Origin of the sequence: Streptomyces himastatinicus ATCC 53653, from assembly GCF_000158915.1 — a bacterium.
GTDB classification, from domain to species: domain Bacteria; phylum Actinomycetota; class Actinomycetes; order Streptomycetales; family Streptomycetaceae; genus Streptomyces; species Streptomyces himastatinicus.
In genome coordinates, this window is record NZ_GG657754.1 from 1,943,517 (window position 1) to 1,961,996 (window position 18,480).

General features: G+C 72.4%; 14 protein-coding genes and 1 pseudogene. 2 read left to right on the plus strand and 13 right to left on the minus strand.

From position 1 onward, the window contains the following. The 3 genes and pseudogenes from SSOG_RS07475 to rpe all read right to left on the minus strand — a co-directional run. Nucleotides 1–1,206 (minus strand): annotated as a pseudogene (locus SSOG_RS07475) (GuaB1 family IMP dehydrogenase-related protein); the annotation flags it as partial. A gap of 84 nt (nucleotides 1,207–1,290) precedes the next feature. Beyond that, a complete protein-coding gene (locus SSOG_RS07480) occupies nucleotides 1,291–2,280 on the minus strand; it encodes a sugar-binding transcriptional regulator (RefSeq protein WP_199844466.1) in 990 nt (329 codons plus the stop codon). 112 nt (nucleotides 2,281–2,392) lie between these two features. Then, nucleotides 2,393–3,091: a ribulose-phosphate 3-epimerase gene (gene rpe / locus SSOG_RS07485; RefSeq protein ID WP_039936833.1), complete on the minus strand. Its 699-nt coding sequence runs from the start codon at nucleotides 3,089–3,091 to the stop codon at nucleotides 2,393–2,395. A gap of 240 nt (nucleotides 3,092–3,331) precedes the next feature. Between rpe and SSOG_RS07490 the strand changes: the two genes are divergently transcribed. Further along, nucleotides 3,332–4,270, plus strand: a complete 939-nt coding sequence (locus SSOG_RS07490; RefSeq protein ID WP_039936835.1) for a serine hydrolase — start codon at nucleotides 3,332–3,334, stop codon at nucleotides 4,268–4,270. Between the two features lie 81 nt (nucleotides 4,271–4,351). Here SSOG_RS07490 and SSOG_RS07495 read toward each other — a convergent pair whose 3' ends face one another. From SSOG_RS07495 to fmt, 4 genes are all read right to left on the minus strand, one after another. Further along, on the minus strand, nucleotides 4,352–6,571 hold the full coding sequence (locus SSOG_RS07495) for an NADP-dependent isocitrate dehydrogenase (protein ID WP_009713608.1): 2,220 nt from the start codon (nucleotides 6,569–6,571) through the stop codon (nucleotides 4,352–4,354). An 87-nt stretch (nucleotides 6,572–6,658) separates the two neighbouring features. After that, entirely contained in the window at nucleotides 6,659–8,107 is a 1,449-nt protein-coding gene (locus SSOG_RS07500; RefSeq protein ID WP_009713609.1) for an RsmB/NOP family class I SAM-dependent RNA methyltransferase, read from the minus strand. A gap of 52 nt (nucleotides 8,108–8,159) precedes the next feature. Further along, the gene (locus SSOG_RS07505) at nucleotides 8,160–10,067 is read right to left on the minus strand and encodes an ABC transporter ATP-binding protein (protein WP_009713610.1); all 1,908 of its coding nucleotides are present in this window, start codon (nucleotides 10,065–10,067) and stop codon (nucleotides 8,160–8,162) included. A 193-nt stretch (nucleotides 10,068–10,260) separates the two neighbouring features. Beyond that, nucleotides 10,261–11,193 carry a methionyl-tRNA formyltransferase gene (gene fmt, locus SSOG_RS07510; protein ID WP_009713611.1) on the minus strand — a complete coding sequence of 311 codons (933 nt, stop codon included), beginning with the start codon at nucleotides 11,191–11,193 and terminating at the stop codon, nucleotides 10,261–10,263. A gap of 226 nt (nucleotides 11,194–11,419) precedes the next feature. Here fmt and SSOG_RS07515 point away from each other — a divergent pair, with 226 nt between their 5' ends. Next, nucleotides 11,420–11,938, plus strand: a complete 519-nt coding sequence (locus tag SSOG_RS07515) for a hypothetical protein (RefSeq protein WP_009713612.1) — start codon at nucleotides 11,420–11,422, stop codon at nucleotides 11,936–11,938. Between the two features lie 8 nt (nucleotides 11,939–11,946). Here SSOG_RS07515 and SSOG_RS07520 read toward each other — a convergent pair whose 3' ends face one another. From SSOG_RS07520 to SSOG_RS07545, 6 genes are all read right to left on the minus strand, one after another. Then, nucleotides 11,947–14,097, minus strand: coding sequence for a primosomal protein N' (locus SSOG_RS07520; protein WP_009713613.1), 2,151 nt, complete (start codon nucleotides 14,095–14,097; stop codon nucleotides 11,947–11,949). A 101-nt stretch (nucleotides 14,098–14,198) separates the two neighbouring features. Beyond that, a complete protein-coding gene (gene metK / locus SSOG_RS07525; protein WP_009713614.1) occupies nucleotides 14,199–15,407 on the minus strand; it encodes a methionine adenosyltransferase in 1,209 nt (402 codons plus the stop codon). Between the two features lie 320 nt (nucleotides 15,408–15,727). Beyond that, a complete protein-coding gene (gene coaBC, locus SSOG_RS07530) occupies nucleotides 15,728–16,945 on the minus strand; it encodes a bifunctional phosphopantothenoylcysteine decarboxylase/phosphopantothenate--cysteine ligase CoaBC (RefSeq protein WP_009713615.1) in 1,218 nt (405 codons plus the stop codon). A gap of 96 nt (nucleotides 16,946–17,041) precedes the next feature. Then, on the minus strand, nucleotides 17,042–17,302 hold the full coding sequence (gene rpoZ / locus SSOG_RS07535; RefSeq protein ID WP_020867048.1) for a DNA-directed RNA polymerase subunit omega: 261 nt from the start codon (nucleotides 17,300–17,302) through the stop codon (nucleotides 17,042–17,044). Between the two features lie 58 nt (nucleotides 17,303–17,360). After that, complete coding sequence (gmk, locus tag SSOG_RS07540) at nucleotides 17,361–17,927, minus strand: guanylate kinase (protein WP_009713617.1); 567 nt, start codon at nucleotides 17,925–17,927, stop codon at nucleotides 17,361–17,363. Nucleotides 17,928–17,966: 39 nt separating this feature from the next. Next, a complete protein-coding gene (locus tag SSOG_RS07545) occupies nucleotides 17,967–18,290 on the minus strand; it encodes an integration host factor (protein WP_009713618.1) in 324 nt (107 codons plus the stop codon). Nucleotides 18,291–18,480: the final 190 nt, after the last annotated feature.

The window sequence follows — 18,480 nt, forward strand, 5'->3', positions numbered from 1 at the left end:
TCCTCGCTGGTGCGGTTGCGCACGGCGCGCGCGCTACGCCATGCCGAAGCTCTCCTTGTACGGCCGCCCGTCGGCGGCGAGCTGGAGGTCGCCCGGGGACTCGTACGTACCGGCGAACCACGAGCCGACCATGACGTTGGACGCCCCGGCCGCCAGCGCCATCGCCACGTCGCGCGGATGCCGGATGCCGCCGTCCGCCCAGACGTGCTTGCCCAACTTCCGTGCCTCCGCGGCGCATTCGAGCACCGCGGAGAACTGCGGGCGGCCCACGCCGGTCATCATGCGGGTGGTGCACATGGCGCCCGGTCCGACGCCGACCTTCACGATGTCGGCGCCCGCCTCGATCAGATCGCGCACACCCTCCGCTGCGACCACGTTGCCCGCCACGATGGGCACGCGCGGGCCGAGCGCGCGGACCGCCTTGAGCGCGCCGACCATCGACTCCTGGTGGCCGTGCGCGGTGTCCACGACCAGGGTGTCCACCCCGGCGTCGAGCAGCGCCTTGGCGTGCCCCTCCACATCGCCGTTGACGCCCACGGCGGCGGCGATCCGCAGCCGTCCGTCCTCGTCCACGGCGGGCTGGTAGAGCGTGGCGCGCAGCGCGCCCTTGCGGGTCAGGATTCCGGCCAGCCTGCCGTCGGCGTCGACAGCCGGGGCGAACTTGCGGTGCGCCGCGTCGAGGCGGCCGAAGGCGTCCTGGGGGTCGATGTCGGCGTCGAGCAGCAGCAGCTCCCGGGACATCACCTCGGACAGCTGCGTGAACCGGTCCACCCCGGTCAGGTCGGATTCGGTCACCACGCCCACCGGGCGGCCGTCCTGCACCACGACGCCCGCGCCGTGCGCCCGCTTGTGCAGCAGCGACAGGGCGTCGGCGACGGTCCCGGAGGGGGCGAGCACGATCGGGGTGTCGAGCACCAGGTGGCGGCTCTTGACCCAGCGGACGACGTCGGCGACGACGTCGATCGGGATGTCCTGCGGTATGACGACGAGGCCGCCGCGCCGGGCGACCGTTTCGGCCATCCGGCGCCCCGCGATCGCGGTCATGTTGGCGACGACGAGCGGGATGGTGGTGCCGGTGCCGTCGGGTGAGGCCAGGTCGACGCCCTGGCGGGAGCCGACCGCGGAGCGGCTCGGCACCATGAACACATCGTCGTACGTCAGGTCGTACGGCGGCTTCTGATCATTGAGGAAACGCACGTACTTCATTGTCCCATGCGGGGATTGACACAAACCGTGGTACGAAGCCTGATGCGGTGGGTCCCGGCGCCCGAGGGCGCCGGGAGCGGGGCCCTACACGCCGTCGGGGTCCGCCCGGTCGAGGGCGGGGCGGGGGCCCGGGTCCGCCTCCAGGAGCAGGTGGTCGGCCGCCGTGGTGTCCGTCACCAGGCTGGTGACCAGCCCCGACCGCAGCACCGCGCCGATCGCCTCCGCCTTGCGCCGGCCGCCCGCGATCGCCACCACCTCGGGGATCCGGCGCAGCCGGTCGGCCTCCACCGTGATGCACCGCTCGCCCAGGTCGCGGCCGATGCGGCGGCCGTCGGCGTCGAAGAGGTGGGCCGACATCTCGGCGGCGGCGCCGAGGCTCTCGTAGTGGGCCCGCTCCTCCTCGCTGATCATGTCGTACACCGTGGAGATCCCGGCCTCCCAGGAGCCGATGGACACGCATGCCACGGTGACCTTGTCGAAGTACTCGAAGGCCCGGGCGATCCCGGTCTGCCCGCGCAGCGCGTCGGCCGTCGCGGTGTCCGGCAGCAGCATCGGCGCGTAGATCGGGTGGGCCTCGCCACCGGAGACGGCGGCGGCGCGCCGGACCGCCTCGACCGAGCCGCGCTCGGCCGTGCCCGCGTCGTACACGCCGGTGAGCTGGACGACGGTGCAGGGCGGCAGCCGGTGCAGCGCCGCGGCCATGTGGATGGTGGAACGGCCCCAGGCCAGCCCGAGCACATCGCCCTCGTTGACCAGCTCGCCGAGCAGGTCAGCGGCGACCTCGCCCAGGTTCTCCGGGTCCGGGGTGTCGGCCTCGAGGTCGGCCGGAGACTCGACGACGACGGCGTGGCGCAGCCCGTAGCGGGCGCGCAGCGCGTCGGAGCGCTCCGCGTCGAGTTCGGCGGGAACCCGGATCTCGATCCGCACCAGGTCGCGTTCGAGCGCGGTCTCCAGCACGCGCGCGACCTTGAAGCGGCTGACCCCGAACTCCTCGGCAATCTGGATCTTGGACTTGCCCTCGAGGTAGAAGCGGCGCGCCATGGCCGCCGCCTGCACCAGTTCGGCGGGTCCCATCCGCGTGGCTGAACGGCCCGTCGACACCGCGGTCTCCTCACTTGTCAATGTTCCGGCCTCACCGTTCATCCTGTCAGAAACGGTGGAGTTGGTTCGCGCTTTACCGTGACGTTCACCGACCGGCAGCTTGGTGGCCGCACAGTCCGGTGGTGCCCGCCGCGTTCTCGGCCAGGGCGCGCAGCTCGCGCACGGCCTTGTCGGGGTCCTCGGCCCCGTAGACCGCGGAACCCGCCACGAACACATCGGCGCCCGCCTCCGCGCACCGCTCGATGGTCGAGGCGGACACCCCGCCGTCCACCTGGAGCCACATCTCCAGACCGTGCCGGGAGATCAGCTCACGGGTGCGGCGGATCTTGGGCAGCATGATGTCGAGGAACGCCTGGCCGCCGAAGCCGGGCTCCACGGTCATCACCAGCAGCATGTCCAGCTCGGGGAGCAGGTCCTCGTACGGCTCGATGGGGGTCGCGGGCTTGAGCGCCATCGCCGCCCGCGCGCCCTTGGCGCGGATCTCGCGCGCCAACCGTACGGGCGCGGCCGCGGCCTCCACGTGGAAGGTGACCGAGCCCGCCCCCGCCTCCACGTACGCCGGGGCCCAGCGGTCCGGGTCCTCGATCATGAGGTGGCAGTCCATGGGCGTGTCCGTCGCCTTGCCCAGCGCCTCCACCACCGGCACTCCGAGGGTCAGATTGGGCACGAAGTGGTTGTCCATGACGTCGACATGGAGCCAGTCGGCACCCTCGACGGCCTTGGCTTCGTCCGCCAGGCGGGAGAAGTCCGCGGACAGGATGCTGGGATTGATCTGCACGGCCATGGGACCAGCCTGCCACGCCCGCCGCCGGGCCATGGACCCGGGATGATCACGATACGGCCGCCACTCCGCCGTCCGCCCCTTTGGCCCGCCCCGGTTGCCGCCGCGCGGGGGTCGCGATGGGGTGATCGAAACCCTGGACCTCCGAGGCAACCCGCACTGTCGGTTGTGGGTCATGAGGGATGAGTGACCAGGGATGCCCGTGTGACGGGCGGGAACACGTAAGGACAGAGGCAACCGACCATGACGCGACAGCGAATACGCCCGCGGCCCCGCGCCGCGCTCTCCGTGGCGCTGGCCGCCGGACTCCTCGCTCCGGCGCTCGCCGGTGCGGAGACCGCCACGGCCGAAACCCCGCGGACAGCCGCGACCCCGCGGGCGGTCTGCACCTCGGACCGGGCGGGCCAGGCCGCCGAGCTGTCCCGGGACATCGGCGCGGCGCTGCACGGCCGGTCCGCCACCACCGCGGTCAGCCTGCGCGTCCCCGCCACCCACACCCGCTGCACGCTGCGCGCGGACCGGACGTTCGACTCCGCGAGCGTGGTGAAGGTGACGGTGCTGGCCACGCTGCTGTGGGACGCCGAGAAGCACGACCGCGAGCTGACCCGGCGCGAGACCCGGCTCGCCACCGCCATGATCACGAAGTCGGACAACGACGCCACCAGCGCGCTGTGGCGGCAGCTCAAGGCGGCCAGGGTGAAGGCGTTCCTGCGGGCCGCCGGGATGACCAGGACCGTGCCCGGCAGCGGTGGCTACTGGGGGCTCACCCAGATCACCGCGAACGACGAGGAGAAGCTGCTGGAGCGAGTGACCCGCCCCAACGCGGTGCTCGACGAGGACGCCCGTGCGTACATCCGCAAGCTGATGCACGACGTCGTCCCGTCCCAGCGCTGGGGCACCCCGGCGGGCGCACCGCGCGGGACCACGATCCAGGTGAAGAACGGCTGGCTGTCCCGCGCCACCCACGGCTGGCGGGTGCACAGCATCGGCGCGTTCACCGGGCGCGGCCAGGACTACACGCTCACGGTGCTCACCCAGGACAACGCCCGTATGAAGGACGGGGTCGCCGCGATCCAGGCGGTGGCGCGCGCGGTCCACAAGGACCTCAACCCGACGGCGGGGACGGCGACGCCGTACACCCCGCCCCTCGCCCCGCAGGAGGCGATGCCCGCCGTGCCGTAGCGGTGCACGGGCGGATACGGAACCGCCCCGGCCGGGCGCGAGCGCCGGCCGGGGCGGAACCCGGGTGATACGGGGAGACCGTCAGCTCAGGGCGGCGAGCGCCTGGTTGAGGGTCTTCGACGGACGCATCACGGCCGACGCCTTGGCCCCGTCGGGCTGGTAGTAGCCACCGATGTCGGCCGGCGAGCCCTGGACGGCGAGCAGCTCGTCCACGATGGTCTGCTCCTGCTCGGTCAGCGTCGCGGCGAGCGCCTTGAACGACTCCGCGAGCTGGGCGTCCTCGGTCTGCTTGGCCAGCTCCTGGGCCCAGTAGAGGGCCAGGTAGAAGTGGCTGCCGCGGTTGTCGATGCCACCGACCCGGCGGCTGGGCGACTTGTTCTCGTGGAGGAACGTGGCGGTCGCCCGGTCCAGGGTGTCGGCGAGCACCTGGGCCCGCGCGTTGCCGGTGGTCTGCGCGAGGTGCTCGAAGCTGACCGCGAGCGCGAGGAACTCGCCCAGGCTGTCCCAGCGCAGGTAGTTCTCCTTGACCAGCTGCTGCACGTGCTTGGGCGCGGAGCCGCCGGCGCCGGTCTCGAACAGCCCGCCGCCGTTCATCAGCGGCACGACCGACAGCATCTTGGCGCTGGTGCCCAGCTCCAGGATCGGGAACAGGTCGGTCAGGTAGTCACGCAGCACGTTGCCGGTGACCGAGATCGTGTTCTCGCCGCGGCGGATGCGCTCCAGGGAGAACGCGATCGCGTCCACGGGGGACATGATCTCGATGCGCAGCCCCTCGGTGTCGTGCTCCGGGAGGTACTGCTTCACCTTGGCGATGAGGTTGGCGTCGTGGGCGCGGCCCTCGTCCAGCCAGAACACCGCCGGGTCGCCGGTCGCGCGGGCGCGGGTGACGGCGAGCTTGACCCAGTCCCGGATCGGCGCGTCCTTGGTCTGGCACATCCGGAAGATGTCGCCCTCGCTGACCGTCTGCTCCAGGACCAGGTTGCCCTGACCGTCGGTCACCCGCACGGTGCCGGTGGACGGGATCTCGAAGGTCTTGTCGTGGCTGCCGTACTCCTCGGCCTTCTGCGCCATCAGGCCGACGTTGGGCACCGAGCCCATGGTCGACGGGTCGAAGGCGCCGTTGGCGCGGCAGTCGTCGAGGACGACCTGGTAGATGCCCGCGTAGCTGCTGTCCGGGATGACCGCGAGGGTGTCGGCCTCCTCGCCCTTGGTGTCCCACATGTGGCCCGAGGTACGGATCATGGCCGGCATGGAGGCGTCGACGATGACGTCGCTCGGGACGTGCAGGTTGGTGATGCCGCGGTCGGAGTCGACCATGGCCAGCTCCGGGCCCTCGGCCAGCTCGGCCTCGAAGGACTCCTTGATCTTCACGCCCTCGGGCAGCGACTCCAGGCCCTTGAGGATGCCGCCGAGCCCGTCGTTCGGGGTGAGCCCGGCCGCGGCCAGCGCCTGGCCGTACGCGGCGAACGTCTTCGGGAAGAAGGCCCGTACGACATGGCCGAAGATGATCGGGTCGGAGACCTTCATCATCGTGGCCTTGAGGTGCACCGAGAACAGCACGCCCTCGGCCTTGGCCCGCGCGACCTGCTCCTTCAGGAACTCGCGCAGCACGGCCACGCGCATCACGGACGCGTCCACGACCTCGCCCGCGAGCACCGGCACCGACTCGCGCAGCACGGTGGTGGAGCCGTCGTCACCGGTCAGCTCGATGCGCAGCGCACCGTCCTCGGCGATCACCGCGGACTTCTCGGTGGAGCGGAAGTCGTCGCCGGTCATGTGGGCGACGTTCGTCTTCGAATCAGCCGACCAGGCGCCCATGCGGTGCGGGTTGGCCTTGACGTAGTTCTTGACCGACGCCGGGGCGCGGCGGTCGGAGTTGCCCTCGCGCAGGACCGGGTTGACGGCGCTGCCCTTGACCTTGTCGTAGCGGGCGCGGATGTCCCGCTCCTCGTCGGTCTTCGGGTCGTCCGGGTAGTCCGGCAGCGCGTAGCCCTGCTCCTGGAGCTCGGCGATGGCCGCCTTCATCTGCGGGATGGACGCCGAGATGTTCGGCAGCTTGATGATGTTGGCCTCGGGCGTCTTGGCCAGCTCGCCCAGCTCGGCGAGGGCGTCCTCGATGCGCTGGCTCGCCTCGAGACGCTCGGGGAACTGAGCGATGATGCGCCCGGCCAGGGAGATGTCCCGCCGCTCCACGGAGACCCCGGCCGTCGAGGCGTAGGCCTCGACCACAGGCAGGAACGAATACGTCGCCAAGGCCGGGGCCTCGTCGGTGTGCGTATAGATGATGGTCGAGTCAGTCACCGGGTGCTCCGCTCCACGTCTGTAACATTGCTGGACATCAAGATATCCCGTGATGCGGCGGGGGCCTAAAGGGGGCGCCGGAGGCGCTCAGCCCGTGCGGCGCAGCAGGGCCAGGTACATCGCGTCGGTGCCGTGCAGATGCGGCCACAGCTGGACGTCGGGGCCCTCGCCGAGGGCGGGGACGCCCGGCATCAGGGGGCGGGCGTCGATCCACTCCGCCGTTGCGCCCTGGTCCTTGCGGGCCTCCCCCAGCACGTCGTCGACCACGGCGCGGGTCTCGGCGGGGTGCGGGGAGCAGGTCGCGTAGCCGACGACGCCGCCGATGCGCGTCGCGGCCAGGGCCTCGCGCAGCAGGCCGCGCTGGAGCGGGGCGAACCCGGCCAGGTCCTCGGGGCGGCGGCGCCAGCGCGCCTCGGGGCGGCGGCGCAGGGCGCCGAGGCCCGTGCACGGCACATCGACCAGCATCCGGTCGAAGCTCTCCGGCCGCCACTTTGTCCGGGTGCCTTTGGCGGCGATCACCTGGTAGGGGCCGGGGTTTCCGGCGAGGGCCCGTTCCACCAGCCGGGCCCGGTGCGGCTGCTTCTCGGCGGCCAGCAGGGCGGCGCCGCGCTCCGCGGCGAGCGCGCCGAGCAGCGCGGCCTTGCCGCCGGGGCCCGCGCAGCCGTCCAGCCAGCGCCGGTCGGGGCCGTCCAGCGGGGCGGCCGCGAGGGCGAGGGCGACGAGCTGGCTGCCCTCGTCCTGCACCCCGGCGCGCCCCTCGCGGACCGCGTCCAGCGCGCCGGGTTCGCCGCCCTCGGCGAGCCGCACGGCGTACGGGGACCAGCGGCCCGGCAGCGCGGACTCCTCGCCGACCGCGGCGACGAGTTCGTCGGTGGCGGCCCGGCCGGGGCGGGCGACGAGGGTGACCTCGGGCCGTTCGTTGTCGGCCTCCAGCAGATCCTCGATCCCGGCCCGGCCGCCGCCGAGCGCGTCCCACAGGGCCGAGACGATCCAGCGCGGATGGGCGTGCACGACGCCGAGATGGTCCTCGGGGTCCTCGTCATACGGCGGGGCGACCCGCTCCAGCCAGGTGTCGAGGTCCGCTGCGGCGATCTTGCGCAGCACCGCGTTGACGAACTTGGCGCGCCCGTCGCCGAGCACCACCCGGGCGAGTTCGACGCTCGCGGAGACGGCGGCGTGAGTGGGGATGCGGGTGCCCAGCAGCTGATGGGCACCCAGGCTCAGCACGTCGAGGACGGGCGGGTCCACCTCGCGCAGCGGGCGGTCCACGCATTCGGCGATGATCGCGTCGTAGGTGCCCTGGAGGCGCAGGGTTCCGTAGACCAGCTCGGTGGTGAGCGCCGCGTCCCGGGCGTCGAAGCCGCCGTCCTCCCGCGCCTTGCGGAGCAGGGGCGGGAGGACGAGGTTGGCGTACGCGTCCCGTTCGTCGACGGCCCGCAGCGCCTCGAAGGCGAGGATCCGCACGGGGTCCTTCTTCGGTCGGCGGTAGGGCTTGCCGGGGTGGCTGCGACGGGGAGGGCCGCTCTGGGGGCTCACGGGAAATGTGCTCCGGTAGGTATGGGGTGATCAGCACACCAGCCTACGCCGCTCAGCTCAGCGCCTTGGCCGCCTCCCCGGCCATCCCCGCCTCCGGGGGGCGCTGTTCGAACTGGGTGCGGTACAGCTCCGCGTAGCGCCCCTCAGCGGCGAGCAGTGCGTCGTGGGTGCCGCGCTCCACGATCCGGCCGTCCTCCACGACGAGGATCAGATCCGCCGCCCGCACCGTGGACAGCCGGTGGGCGATCACCAGCGCGGTCCGCCCGTCCAGGGCCTCGGCGAGGGCCTCCTGCACGGCGGCCTCGGAGGTGGAGTCCAGATGGGCGGTGGCCTCGTCGAGGAGCACCACCCGGGGCCGGGCGAGCAGCAGCCGGGCGATGGTCAGCCGCTGGCGCTCACCGCCGGAGAGGCGGTAGCCGCGTTCGCCGACGACCGTGTCGAGACCGTCCGCGAGCGATGCGATCAGCCCGTCGAGACGGGCCCGGCGCAGCACCTCCCACAGCTCCTCCTCGGCCGCCCCGGGACGGGCCAGCAGCAGATTGGCGCGGATCGTGTCGTGGAAGAGGTGACCGTCCTGGGTGACCATGCCGAGGGCTTCGCGCAGCGAGGCGGCGGTCAGGTCGCGGACGTCCACGCCGGACAGCCGGACGGCGCCCGCATCGGTGTCGTAGAGGCGCGGCAGCAGCTGCGCGATGGTCGACTTGCCCGCGCCGGAGGAGCCCACCAGCGCGACCATCTGGCCGGGTTCGGCGCGGAAGGACACGTCGTGCAGCACCTGGACGCCGCCGCGGGTGTCCAGGTGGGCGACCTCCTCCAGGGAGGCGAGCGACACCTTGTCGGCGGACGGATAGCCGAAGTCGACGTGGTCGAACTCCACCGACACCGGCCCGTCCGGGACCTGCCGGGCGTCCGGCTTCTCGGTGATCAGCGGCTTCAGGTCGAGCACCTCGAAGACCCGCTCGAAGCTGACGAGCGCGCTCATCACCTCCACCCGCGCCCCGGCCAGCGCGGTGAGCGGCGCGTACAGCCGGGTGAGCAGCAGCGCGAGGGAGACGACGGCACCGGGGTTGAGGCTGCCGCGCAGCGCGTAGTAGCCGCCGAGGCCGTAGACGAGGGCCAGCGCCAGGGCCGAGACGAGGGTCAGCGCGGTGACGAACGAGACCTGGACCATGGCGGTGCGGACGCCGATGTCCCGCACCCGGCGGGCCCGCGCGGCGAATTCGGCGGACTCCTCGGCCGGGCGGCCGAAGAGCTTCACCAGCGTCGCGCCGGGCGCGGAGAACCGCTCGGTCATCTGGGTGCCCATCGCGGCGTTGTGGGCCGCCGCCTCGCGCCGCAGCCTGGCGAGCCGGCGGCCGACCCGGCGGGCGGGCAGCAGGAAGACCGGCAGGATCAGCAGCGCGAGCAGCGTGATCTGCCAGGAGATGCCGACCATCACGACGAACGTGAGCAGCAGCGTCACCGCGTTGCTCACCACTCCGGAGAGGGTGTCGCTGAACGCCCGCTGCGCGCCGATCACATCATTGTTGAGGCGGCTGACCAGCGCACCCGTGCGGGTGCGGGTGAAGAAGGCGACCGGCATCCGCTGCACGTGGTCGAAGACGGCGGTGCGCAGATCGAGGATCAGCCCCTCGCCGATGTTCGCGGACAGCCGCCGGGTCAGCAGCCCGACACCCGCCTCGGCGACGGCGATGGCGGCGATCAGCCCGGCGAGACCGAGGACCGTGGACTCGTGCGCATGGCGGTCGATCGCGTTCACCACCCGGCCAGCGAGCAGCGGGGTGGCGACCGCGGTCACCGCCACCACTGTGCTCAGCAGGACGAACAGCAGCAGCGGGCGGCGGTGCGGGCGGGCGAAGGCCCCGATGCGGCGCAGGGTCGCGCGGGAGAAGGGCCGCCGGTCGTCGCTGGCGTGGCTGGCCTGGTACAGGGAATGCCACGCGGTGACTTCCATGCTCATCGCGCACCTCCGAAAGGGTTCGGGGTGCCGCCACGGTGATTACGCCGGTGGGTCCGGACCGGCGGCACGTATCAAGGACGGTAGAACTTGAACCAAGGTTGAGGTCAAGGTCCGGCCTCCCCCGGCGCGTCCGCCCTGGCCTCCCCCGGCGCGTCTGCCCTGGCCTCCCCCGGCGCGTCCGCCACGGGCCGCGTCAGCCGCCGAGCCGCTCGCCCTCGGCGATCCGTACGCCACGGGCCCAGTCCGCCGCGGGCATCGGCTTCTTGCCCTGCGGCCGGACCCAGGTCAGCTCCACGGCATGGCTGCCCGTGCCCGCGTACACCGCCTTCTTGGTCGCGGCGAGCACACCGGGCGCCAGATCCGTACGCTCCGCCACCGGCGCCGCCGAGACCACCTTCAGCCGCTCCCCGCGGAAGGTCGTCCACGCGCCCGGCGCCGGGGCGCACGCCCGCACCAGCCGGTCGACCCGCAGCGCGGGCGCCGACCAGTCGATCTCCGCGTCCTCGACGTTGATCTTCGGGGCGAGCGAGATGCCCTCCGCCGACTGCGGCACCGCCCGCAGCGAACCGTCCTCGATGCCGTCCATCGTCGCCGCGAGCAGCCCGGCCCCGGCGAAGGCCAGCCGAGTCAGCAGATCGCCGCTGGTGTCGGTGGGCCGTACGTCCTCGGTGACCACCCCGTACACCGGCCCGGAGTCCAGCCCCTCCTCGATCTGGAACGTCGACGCCCCGGTCGTCTCGTCGCCCGCGAGCACCGCGTGCTGCACCGGCGCCGCACCGCGCCACGCGGGCAGCAGCGAGAAGTGCAGATTCACCCAGCCGTGCGCCGGGATCTCCAGCGCCGCCTTGGGCAGCAGCGCACCGTACGCCACCACCGGGCAGCAGTCCGGGGCGATCTCGGCGAGCCGGGCCAGGAAGTCCGCGTCCCGCGGCTTGCCCGGCTTCAGCACCTCGATGCCCGCCTCCTCGGCCCGCTCCGCGACCGGACTGGCCACCAGCCGACGGCCGCGCCCGGCGGGCGCGTCGGGACGGGTCACCACGGCCACCACCTCATGCCGGTCGGACGCGATCAGTGCGTCCAGCGCGGGCAGGGCGACCTCGGGGGTACCGGCGAAGACGAGCCTCATGGGTGGCGAACGACCTCTCATACAGGGCGGAGAACGGTAAAAACGCGACCTCAGTCTATGGTCCGGGACCCCAGGGGGCGTACGGGCCGAGTCCCGCACGCCCCGGACCGTGACCGACGGGCGGGTGCCGCGTTGGTCAAGAGAGATTGACCGCGCCGGGCCGCACCCCGCGGCCCGGCACCCGTTCCCGCCCACCCCCTTCACCGCCGGTTCGAGAGGCTTGTTCATGGCCGACCACGCAACTCACGACGCCCAGGCACGGGCCAGCCTGCACCTCCTGGTCCGGGACATCGAGCGGGTCCGCCGGCAGGTGGACGCGCTGCGCACCCTCACCGCCCAGCTCGGCAACGTCTACCGGCCGCGGCGCACCGGACCGGCCGCGGGCTTCGTCGTCTACGGCCGCGCCCCGGCACCCACCGTGCGGCTCGCCCAGGAGCTGCGGGACAGCGTCGAGACCCTGGTCACCGCCGCCGTCGACTTCGACCGCTCGCTCGGCTTCTCGTGGGACGCGGTGGGTTCCGCGCTCGGCGTCACCAAGCAGGCGGTGCACCGCCGTTACGGCTCCCGCCGCGCCTCGGCGACGAGCACCGCGGAGGGCGGCGAGTCCCCGGCGGGGCACGGCCCCGAGCCCGCCGCCGTGCCGCCGGTCCCGTCCGTACCGGCCGCCCGCTCCATCCCCCCGAAGTCCACCCCGGCCCTCCCCGAAGCCCGCCCCGGCGTCTTCCCGAGCCCCCGCAACGGTTAAGAAGCCCCTCAGCCGATATCCAGCGGGTCGACCCGGACCGTCGGGTCCTTGTCGCCGCGGGCCAGTCGGAGCGCCTTGGCCTCCTTGACGGCCGCGGCCAGGGCACGGCCCTGGCCCGGGGGCACCCGCAGCAGGGCGCGCTCCCACCGCGCTCCGGGCGGCGGATCGCCGGGGCGGCGCGGGCGGCCGGGCGGCGTGGGAGGCAGCGGGACCGGGCCCAGGGTCTCGGTCCCCTCCGGCAGCGGAGCCGAGGCGATCAGCTCGGCCACCGCCTCTCCAGGGCCGGCCACCGCCGCCATCCGGGAGACCGGCGGGAAGCCCAGCTGGGACCGCTCGGCGAGTTCACGGGCCGCGTAACCGGCCGGGTCCCACCGCACCAGCGCCTGGACGGGCCGCTGTGTCGGTTCCGCGGTCACCACGACGAGGCCGCCGTCCTCCTGCCCCCGGACCAGCGCGGCCGCCTCCAGCCAGCGGCGCAGCGCGTCCTCGCCCGCGCGCAGGTCGGGGCGGCCGAGCAGGGCCCAGCCGTCGAGCAGCAGGGCGGCCGCGTAGCCACCCTCGGCGACCGGTTCGGCGCCCGGGGTGCTGACGACGAGCGACGGGCGGTCGGGCACGGTGTCCAGGACGTGGTCCCGGCCCGAGGTGCGGACCGGGACGGCGGGGAAGGCGCGGCCCAGCTCCTCCGCGGTGCGCCGGGCACCCACAATGCTCGCCCGCAGCCGGGCGCCCCCGCACTCGGCGCAGTGCCAGGCGGTCTCGGCCCGCCCGCACCAGCCGCAGGCCAGCCGGTCCGCGTCACGCGCCTCCAGTGGGCCCGCGCAGTGGCGGCAGCGGGCGGGCTCGCGGCAGCGCTCGCACGCCAGCCGGGGTACGTACCCCCGGCGCGGCACCTGCACCAGCACCGGGCCGCGGTTCAGCGCCTCCCGTACGGTCTGCCAGGCGAGCGTGGGCAGCCGGGCGGCGCGGGCCTCGGCGTCCCGGGCCACCTCGCCCTCGTCCACGGTACGGATCAGCGGGGCCACCGCGCGGACCTGCTCGCGGTCGGCCTCCAGGGGGCGCGCCCAGCCGTTCTCCACCAGCTGGGCGGCTTCCACGGTGCGGCCGAGGTCGCCCAGCAGGAAGCCCGTCTTCTCGTGGACGGCGCGCAGCAGCAGGACGTCGCGGGCGTGCGGCTGCGGGGCGTGGTCGTCGCTGTGGCTCTGGTCGCCGTCGTCCCAGATGCCCACCAGGCCGAGGTCCCGGACCGGCGCGAACATGGCCGCCCGGGTGCCGACGACGGCCCGCACCGACCCGCGGCTGACCGCCAGCCACCGCCGGTAGCGCTCCTCGGGCCCGAGGTCCGCGGTGAGCAGCACATGGCGCCCCGCACCGCCGAGCGCCCGGGTGAGCGCCGCATCGACCCGGGCGGCGGTGCGCCCGTCCGGTACGACGATCAGCGCGCCGCGCCCGGAGGCGAGGGTGGCGGCGACCGCGGCGGCCCACTCGTCCGGCCAGTGCGGTCCGGGCAGCGCGGTCCATACGGCCCGGGGCGTGCCGCCGCCCGCGAGCGCCTCCAGGAATCCGGGCCCGGCCGGGTAGCGGGCCCAGCTGCCGGGCTCGGGCGGCCCGGGCGGGGGCAGCGGCGGCGGGGAGGTCTCGGATTCGGCGCGGACGTTCCGCTTGGGCATGGCCAGCTGGAGGACGTCGGCGAGCGATCCGGCGTACCGGTCGGCGACGGCCCGGCACAGCGCGAGCAGCCCCGGCCCGAGCACCGGCTCGGGCGAGACGACCTGGGCGATGGCGGCCAGCGGCCCGCGGTAGTCGGACTCGGCGACCCGATCGACGATGTACCCGTCGAGCAGTCCGCCGCCCTCGCGCCGCCCCTCGCGCACCCGGCCGGTCCCGGCCCCGAACCGCACCCGCACCCGCACGCCGGGCCGGGCCTCGGCGTCCATCTCGGCGGGGACCGCGTAGTCCCACAGCTTGTCGAGGTGCACCGGGCCCTTGTCCACGAGCACCTTGGCCACCGGGCGGTCCTTGGCCAGCGCGGCTCCCCGCCAGGTTCGCGGCTTGGCCCGGGGCACCTTGGCCTTGCGCACGCTGTCCCGGATGAGCGCGAGCTGCTCACCCCCCTGCGGCTCCTCCGCCGGGGCCTTGCGCTGCTCGTCGTCCCTGCTCACAGATCAAGTCTTAGCAGAGGACTCGGACATGCGAGGGCCCGAACGCCGCAAGGGGCGTCCGGGCCCTCGGTCAGCCTGTGGCCGCCATACAGGCAGCGACCTTACAGACCGGCCGCCGCGCGGAGGGCGTCGACGCGGTCGGTGCGCTCCCAGGTGAAGTCGGAGTCCTCACGGCCGAAGTGACCGTAGGCCGCCGTCTGGGCGTAGATCGGACGCAGCAGGTCCAGGTCGCGGATGATCGCGGCCGGACGCAGGTCGAAGACCTCGGAGATGGCCTTCTCGATCTTCTCCGCGTCGATCGTGGCGGTACCGAAGGTCTCCACGAACAGACCCACCGGCTCGGCCTTGCCGATCGCGTACGCGACCTGAACCTCGCAGCGCTGCGCGAGACCCGCGGCCACGACGTTCTTCGCGACCCAGCGCATCGCGTACGCCGCGGACCGGTCGACCTTGGACGGGTCCTTGCCGGAGAACGCGCCACCACCGTGACGGGACATGCCGCCGTAGGTGTCGATGATGATCTTGCGACCGGTCAGGCCCGCGTCACCCATCGGACCGCCGACCTCGAAGCGGCCGGTCGGGTTGACCAGCAGCCGGTAGCCCTCGGTCTCGAGCTTGATGCCGTCCTCGACCAGCTCGTTCAGGACGTGCTCGACCACGAACTCCTTGATGTCAGGAGCCAGCAGCGAGTCCAGGTCGATGTCGGAGGCGTGCTGCGAGGAGACGACGACGGTGTCCAGGCGGACCGCCTTGTGGCCGTCGTACTCGATGGTGACCTGGGTCTTGCCGTCCGGGCGCAGGTACGGGATGGTCCCGTTCTTGCGGACCTCGGAGAGCCGGCGGGAGAGCCGGTGCGCCAGGTTGATCGGGAGCGGCATCAGCTCGGGCGTCTCGTCGCACGCGTAGCCGAACATCAGGCCCTGGTCGCCCGCGCCCTGCTTGTCCAGCTCGTCCTCGTCACCCTCGACCCGCAGCTCATAGGCGGAGTCGACGCCCTGGGCGATGTCCGGGGACTGCGAGCCGATGGACACCGAGACGCCGCAGGAGGCGCCGTCGAAGCCCTTCTTCGACGAGTCGTAGCCGATGTCGAGGACCTTGTTGCGGACGAGCGTCGCGATATCGGCGTACGCCTTGGTGGTCACCTCACCGGCGACATGGACCAGGCCGGTGGTGATCAGGGTCTCGACGGCGACCCGGGAGGTCGGGTCCTCCTTCAGGAGCGCGTCGAGGATGGAGTCGCTGATCTGGTCAGCGATCTTGTCGGGGTGACCCTCGGTCACAGATTCCGAGGTGAACAGGCGGCGGGACACATCGCTCCCTGGGGTTGCAGCGGCTGCTGGCTGATCATGGGCGGGACCGCCCGGGGGCTGCGCCCGGTGCGGTTCCTGGGCCAGTTTATCCGGCGTTTCCGCCGGTAGAGCATCCCCGTCCCACAGAACGGGCAGGCCATGACCTGGAACATACCTCGCCTCGAGCTGAAATACAGCAAGGCCCCCACGACAGATAGCTGTCATGGTCCGATCGGGCGCTCCCTGCCCTGGATCAACCCACGGTGCCGGCAATGCCTACCCACGTACGGCCGAAGGTCACGCGAATGTCTTGTGAAGATCAGGCGAAGACGGTCACCGGCTCACTCGAAACGGGCCGCCACCAGGTCCCAGATCCGGCCGGCCAGGACCTCTTTCGGGCCGTACGGAACGGGCGTCTCGGCGCCGTCCGACGCGAGCACCACCGCCTCGTTCTCCTCCGCGCCGAAGGTCTTGTGCTCCCCCACCTCGTTCACCACGAGCAGATCGCACCCCTTGCGGGCGAGTTTCTCGCGACCGTTCACAAGAACGTCATCTGTCTCGGCGGCGAAGCCGACGACGATCTGTCCGGGACGGGCCCGCTCCGCGGAGATTTCCGCCAGAACATCCGGGTTGCGCACCAGAGCGACCGGTTCGGGCTCCTGTCCGTCCCGCTTCTTGATCTTTCCCGGGGCGTAGTGGGCGGGCCGGAAGTCGGCGACCGCGGCAGCCATCACCACCGCGTCGGCGTCCGCGGCGGCCTTCAGGACCGCCTCCCGCAGCTGGACCGCGGTCCCCACCCGCACCACATCGGCTCCGGCCGGGGCGGGCAGCTCACTGTTGGCCGAGACAAGTGTCACCCTCGCGCCCCGGGCCACGGCGGCGCGGGCCAGGGCGTACCCCTGCTTGCCGGTGGAGCGGTTGCCCAGGTAGCGCACCGGGTCCAGCGGCTCGCGGGTGCCTCCGGCGCTGATCACCACATGGCGTCCGGCCAGATCGGCACGGACCGCCTCGGGGCCGCGGGTCAGCACCCGGCGGGAGACCTCGAAGATCTCCTGGGGGTCCGGCAGCCGCCCCTTGCCGGTGTCCACACCGGTCAGGCGGCCGACGGCGGGCTCGATGACCACACAGCCGCGGCGGCGCAGGGTCGCCACGTTCTCCTGGGTCGCGGGGTGCTCCCACATCTCGGTGTGCATGGCGGGGGCGAAGACGACCGGACATCGGGCGGTCAGCAGCGTATTGGTGAGCAGGTCGTCGGCGAGGCCATGGGCGGCCTTGGCGAGCAGATCGGCGGTGGCGGGGGCGACCACGACCAGGTCGGCGGACTGGCCGATGCGCACGTGCGGCACCTCGTGGACGGACTCCCACACCTCGGTGCCGGCCGGATGCCCGGAGAGCGCCGACCAGGTCGCCTCGCCGACGAAGTGCAGCGCCGAGGCGGTCGGCACGACGCGGACGTCATGCCCGGACTCGGTCAGCCGCCGCAGCAGCTCACACGCCTTGTAGGCGGCGATCCCGCCGCCGACCCCCAGCACGACCCGGGGCTTGTCCGCCATGGTCATCGCTCGCCTCTTCCCCGCCGTCCGGCGTTACGTACCCATGACACACCACAAGCCCGGCGGCGAGGCCGCCGGGCCGGTGATGAGCGATTTCGGACCTTACTGAGCCGGGCCCTCGATGGCCTCGGAGGTCAGCAGACCCGCGTTGATCTCGCGGAGCGCGATCGACAGCGGCTTCTCGTGGACGTGGGTGTCCACCAGGGGGCCGACGTACTCGAGCAGACCCTCACCGAGCTGCGAGTAGTACGCGTTGATCTGACGGGCACGCTTGGCCGCGTAGATCACGAGGCTGTACTTCGAGTCGGTCGCCTCGAGCAGCTCATCAATCGGAGGGTTGATGATGCCCTCGGGCGCGGTCATGGGAGAGGACACTCTCTAGCCTTCCTTATTACGCCTCATGGCAAGAATGAATTGAAGATCAAGCCACTCGCATCAAGGCTAGCAGCTCACTCGCCACGTCCTCGACGGAGGTGTTGACCAGGGTGGTATCGAACTCGGATTCGGCGGCCAGCTCGATACGGGCCGCCTCCAGCCGCCGCTCGATGACCTCGGGAGCCTCGGTCCCCCGGCCGGTGAGCCGGCGGACCAGCTCCTCCCAGCTGGGCGGCGCGAGGAAGACCAGCTGGGCTTCCGGCATGGACTCGCGGATCTGCCGCGCGCCCTGGAGGTCGATCTCCAGCAGCACCGGCTCCCCGGCGTCGAGCCGGTCGATGACCGCTTCGCGGGGGGTGCCGTAGCGGTTGCCGGCGAACTCGGCCCACTCGAGCAGCTCACCGTTGGCGATGAGCTTGTCGAACTCCCCGTCGTCCACGAAGAAGTACTGAACACCGTGCCGCTCACCGGGGCGGGGCCTACGGGTCGTGGCCGAGACCGAGAGCCAGACCTCGGGATGTGCCTTGCGCATATGCGCGACGACCGTGCTCTTACCGACCCCGGAGGGGCCGGAGAGCACGGTCAGCCGCGGGCGTACTGGATGTGCTGCCATGCAGCAGATTATCCAGGTTCCCGGCAGTGCCGGAAAACGTCAGCCGGCGGCGCCGCCGAACTCACGCTCGAGGGATGCGATCTGGTTGGAGCCGAGCCCGCGCACACGACGGCTCTCGGAGATGCCGAGCCGCTCCATGATCTGCTTGGCGCGGACCTTGCCGACGCCCGGCAGGGACTCCAGGAGGGCGGAGACCTTCATCTTGCCGATGACATCGTTCTCCTGGCCCTGCTTGATGACCTCGTGCAGAGACGCGCCGGAGTGCTTGAGCCGATTCTTGACCTCGGCGCGCTCCCGGCGAGCCGCGGCGGCCTTTTCGAGCGCGGCTGCGCGCTGTTCAGGGGTAAGGGGCGGAAGAGCCACGCCTACGTCACCTCGGATGTCGAACTGTCGGATATGGACCGGTGAGGAACCTAGTCGGCCCTCACCTGCGGAGCAACGCGCAACGCAACAGCGCGTTCGCTCTCGTCGGAGACTAGCGGCCGATCCCGCTCCAGTCAGCGAGAACAGACGAAAAGTCCTGGTCAGACTCTCTCGACTGGGACATTCAGGG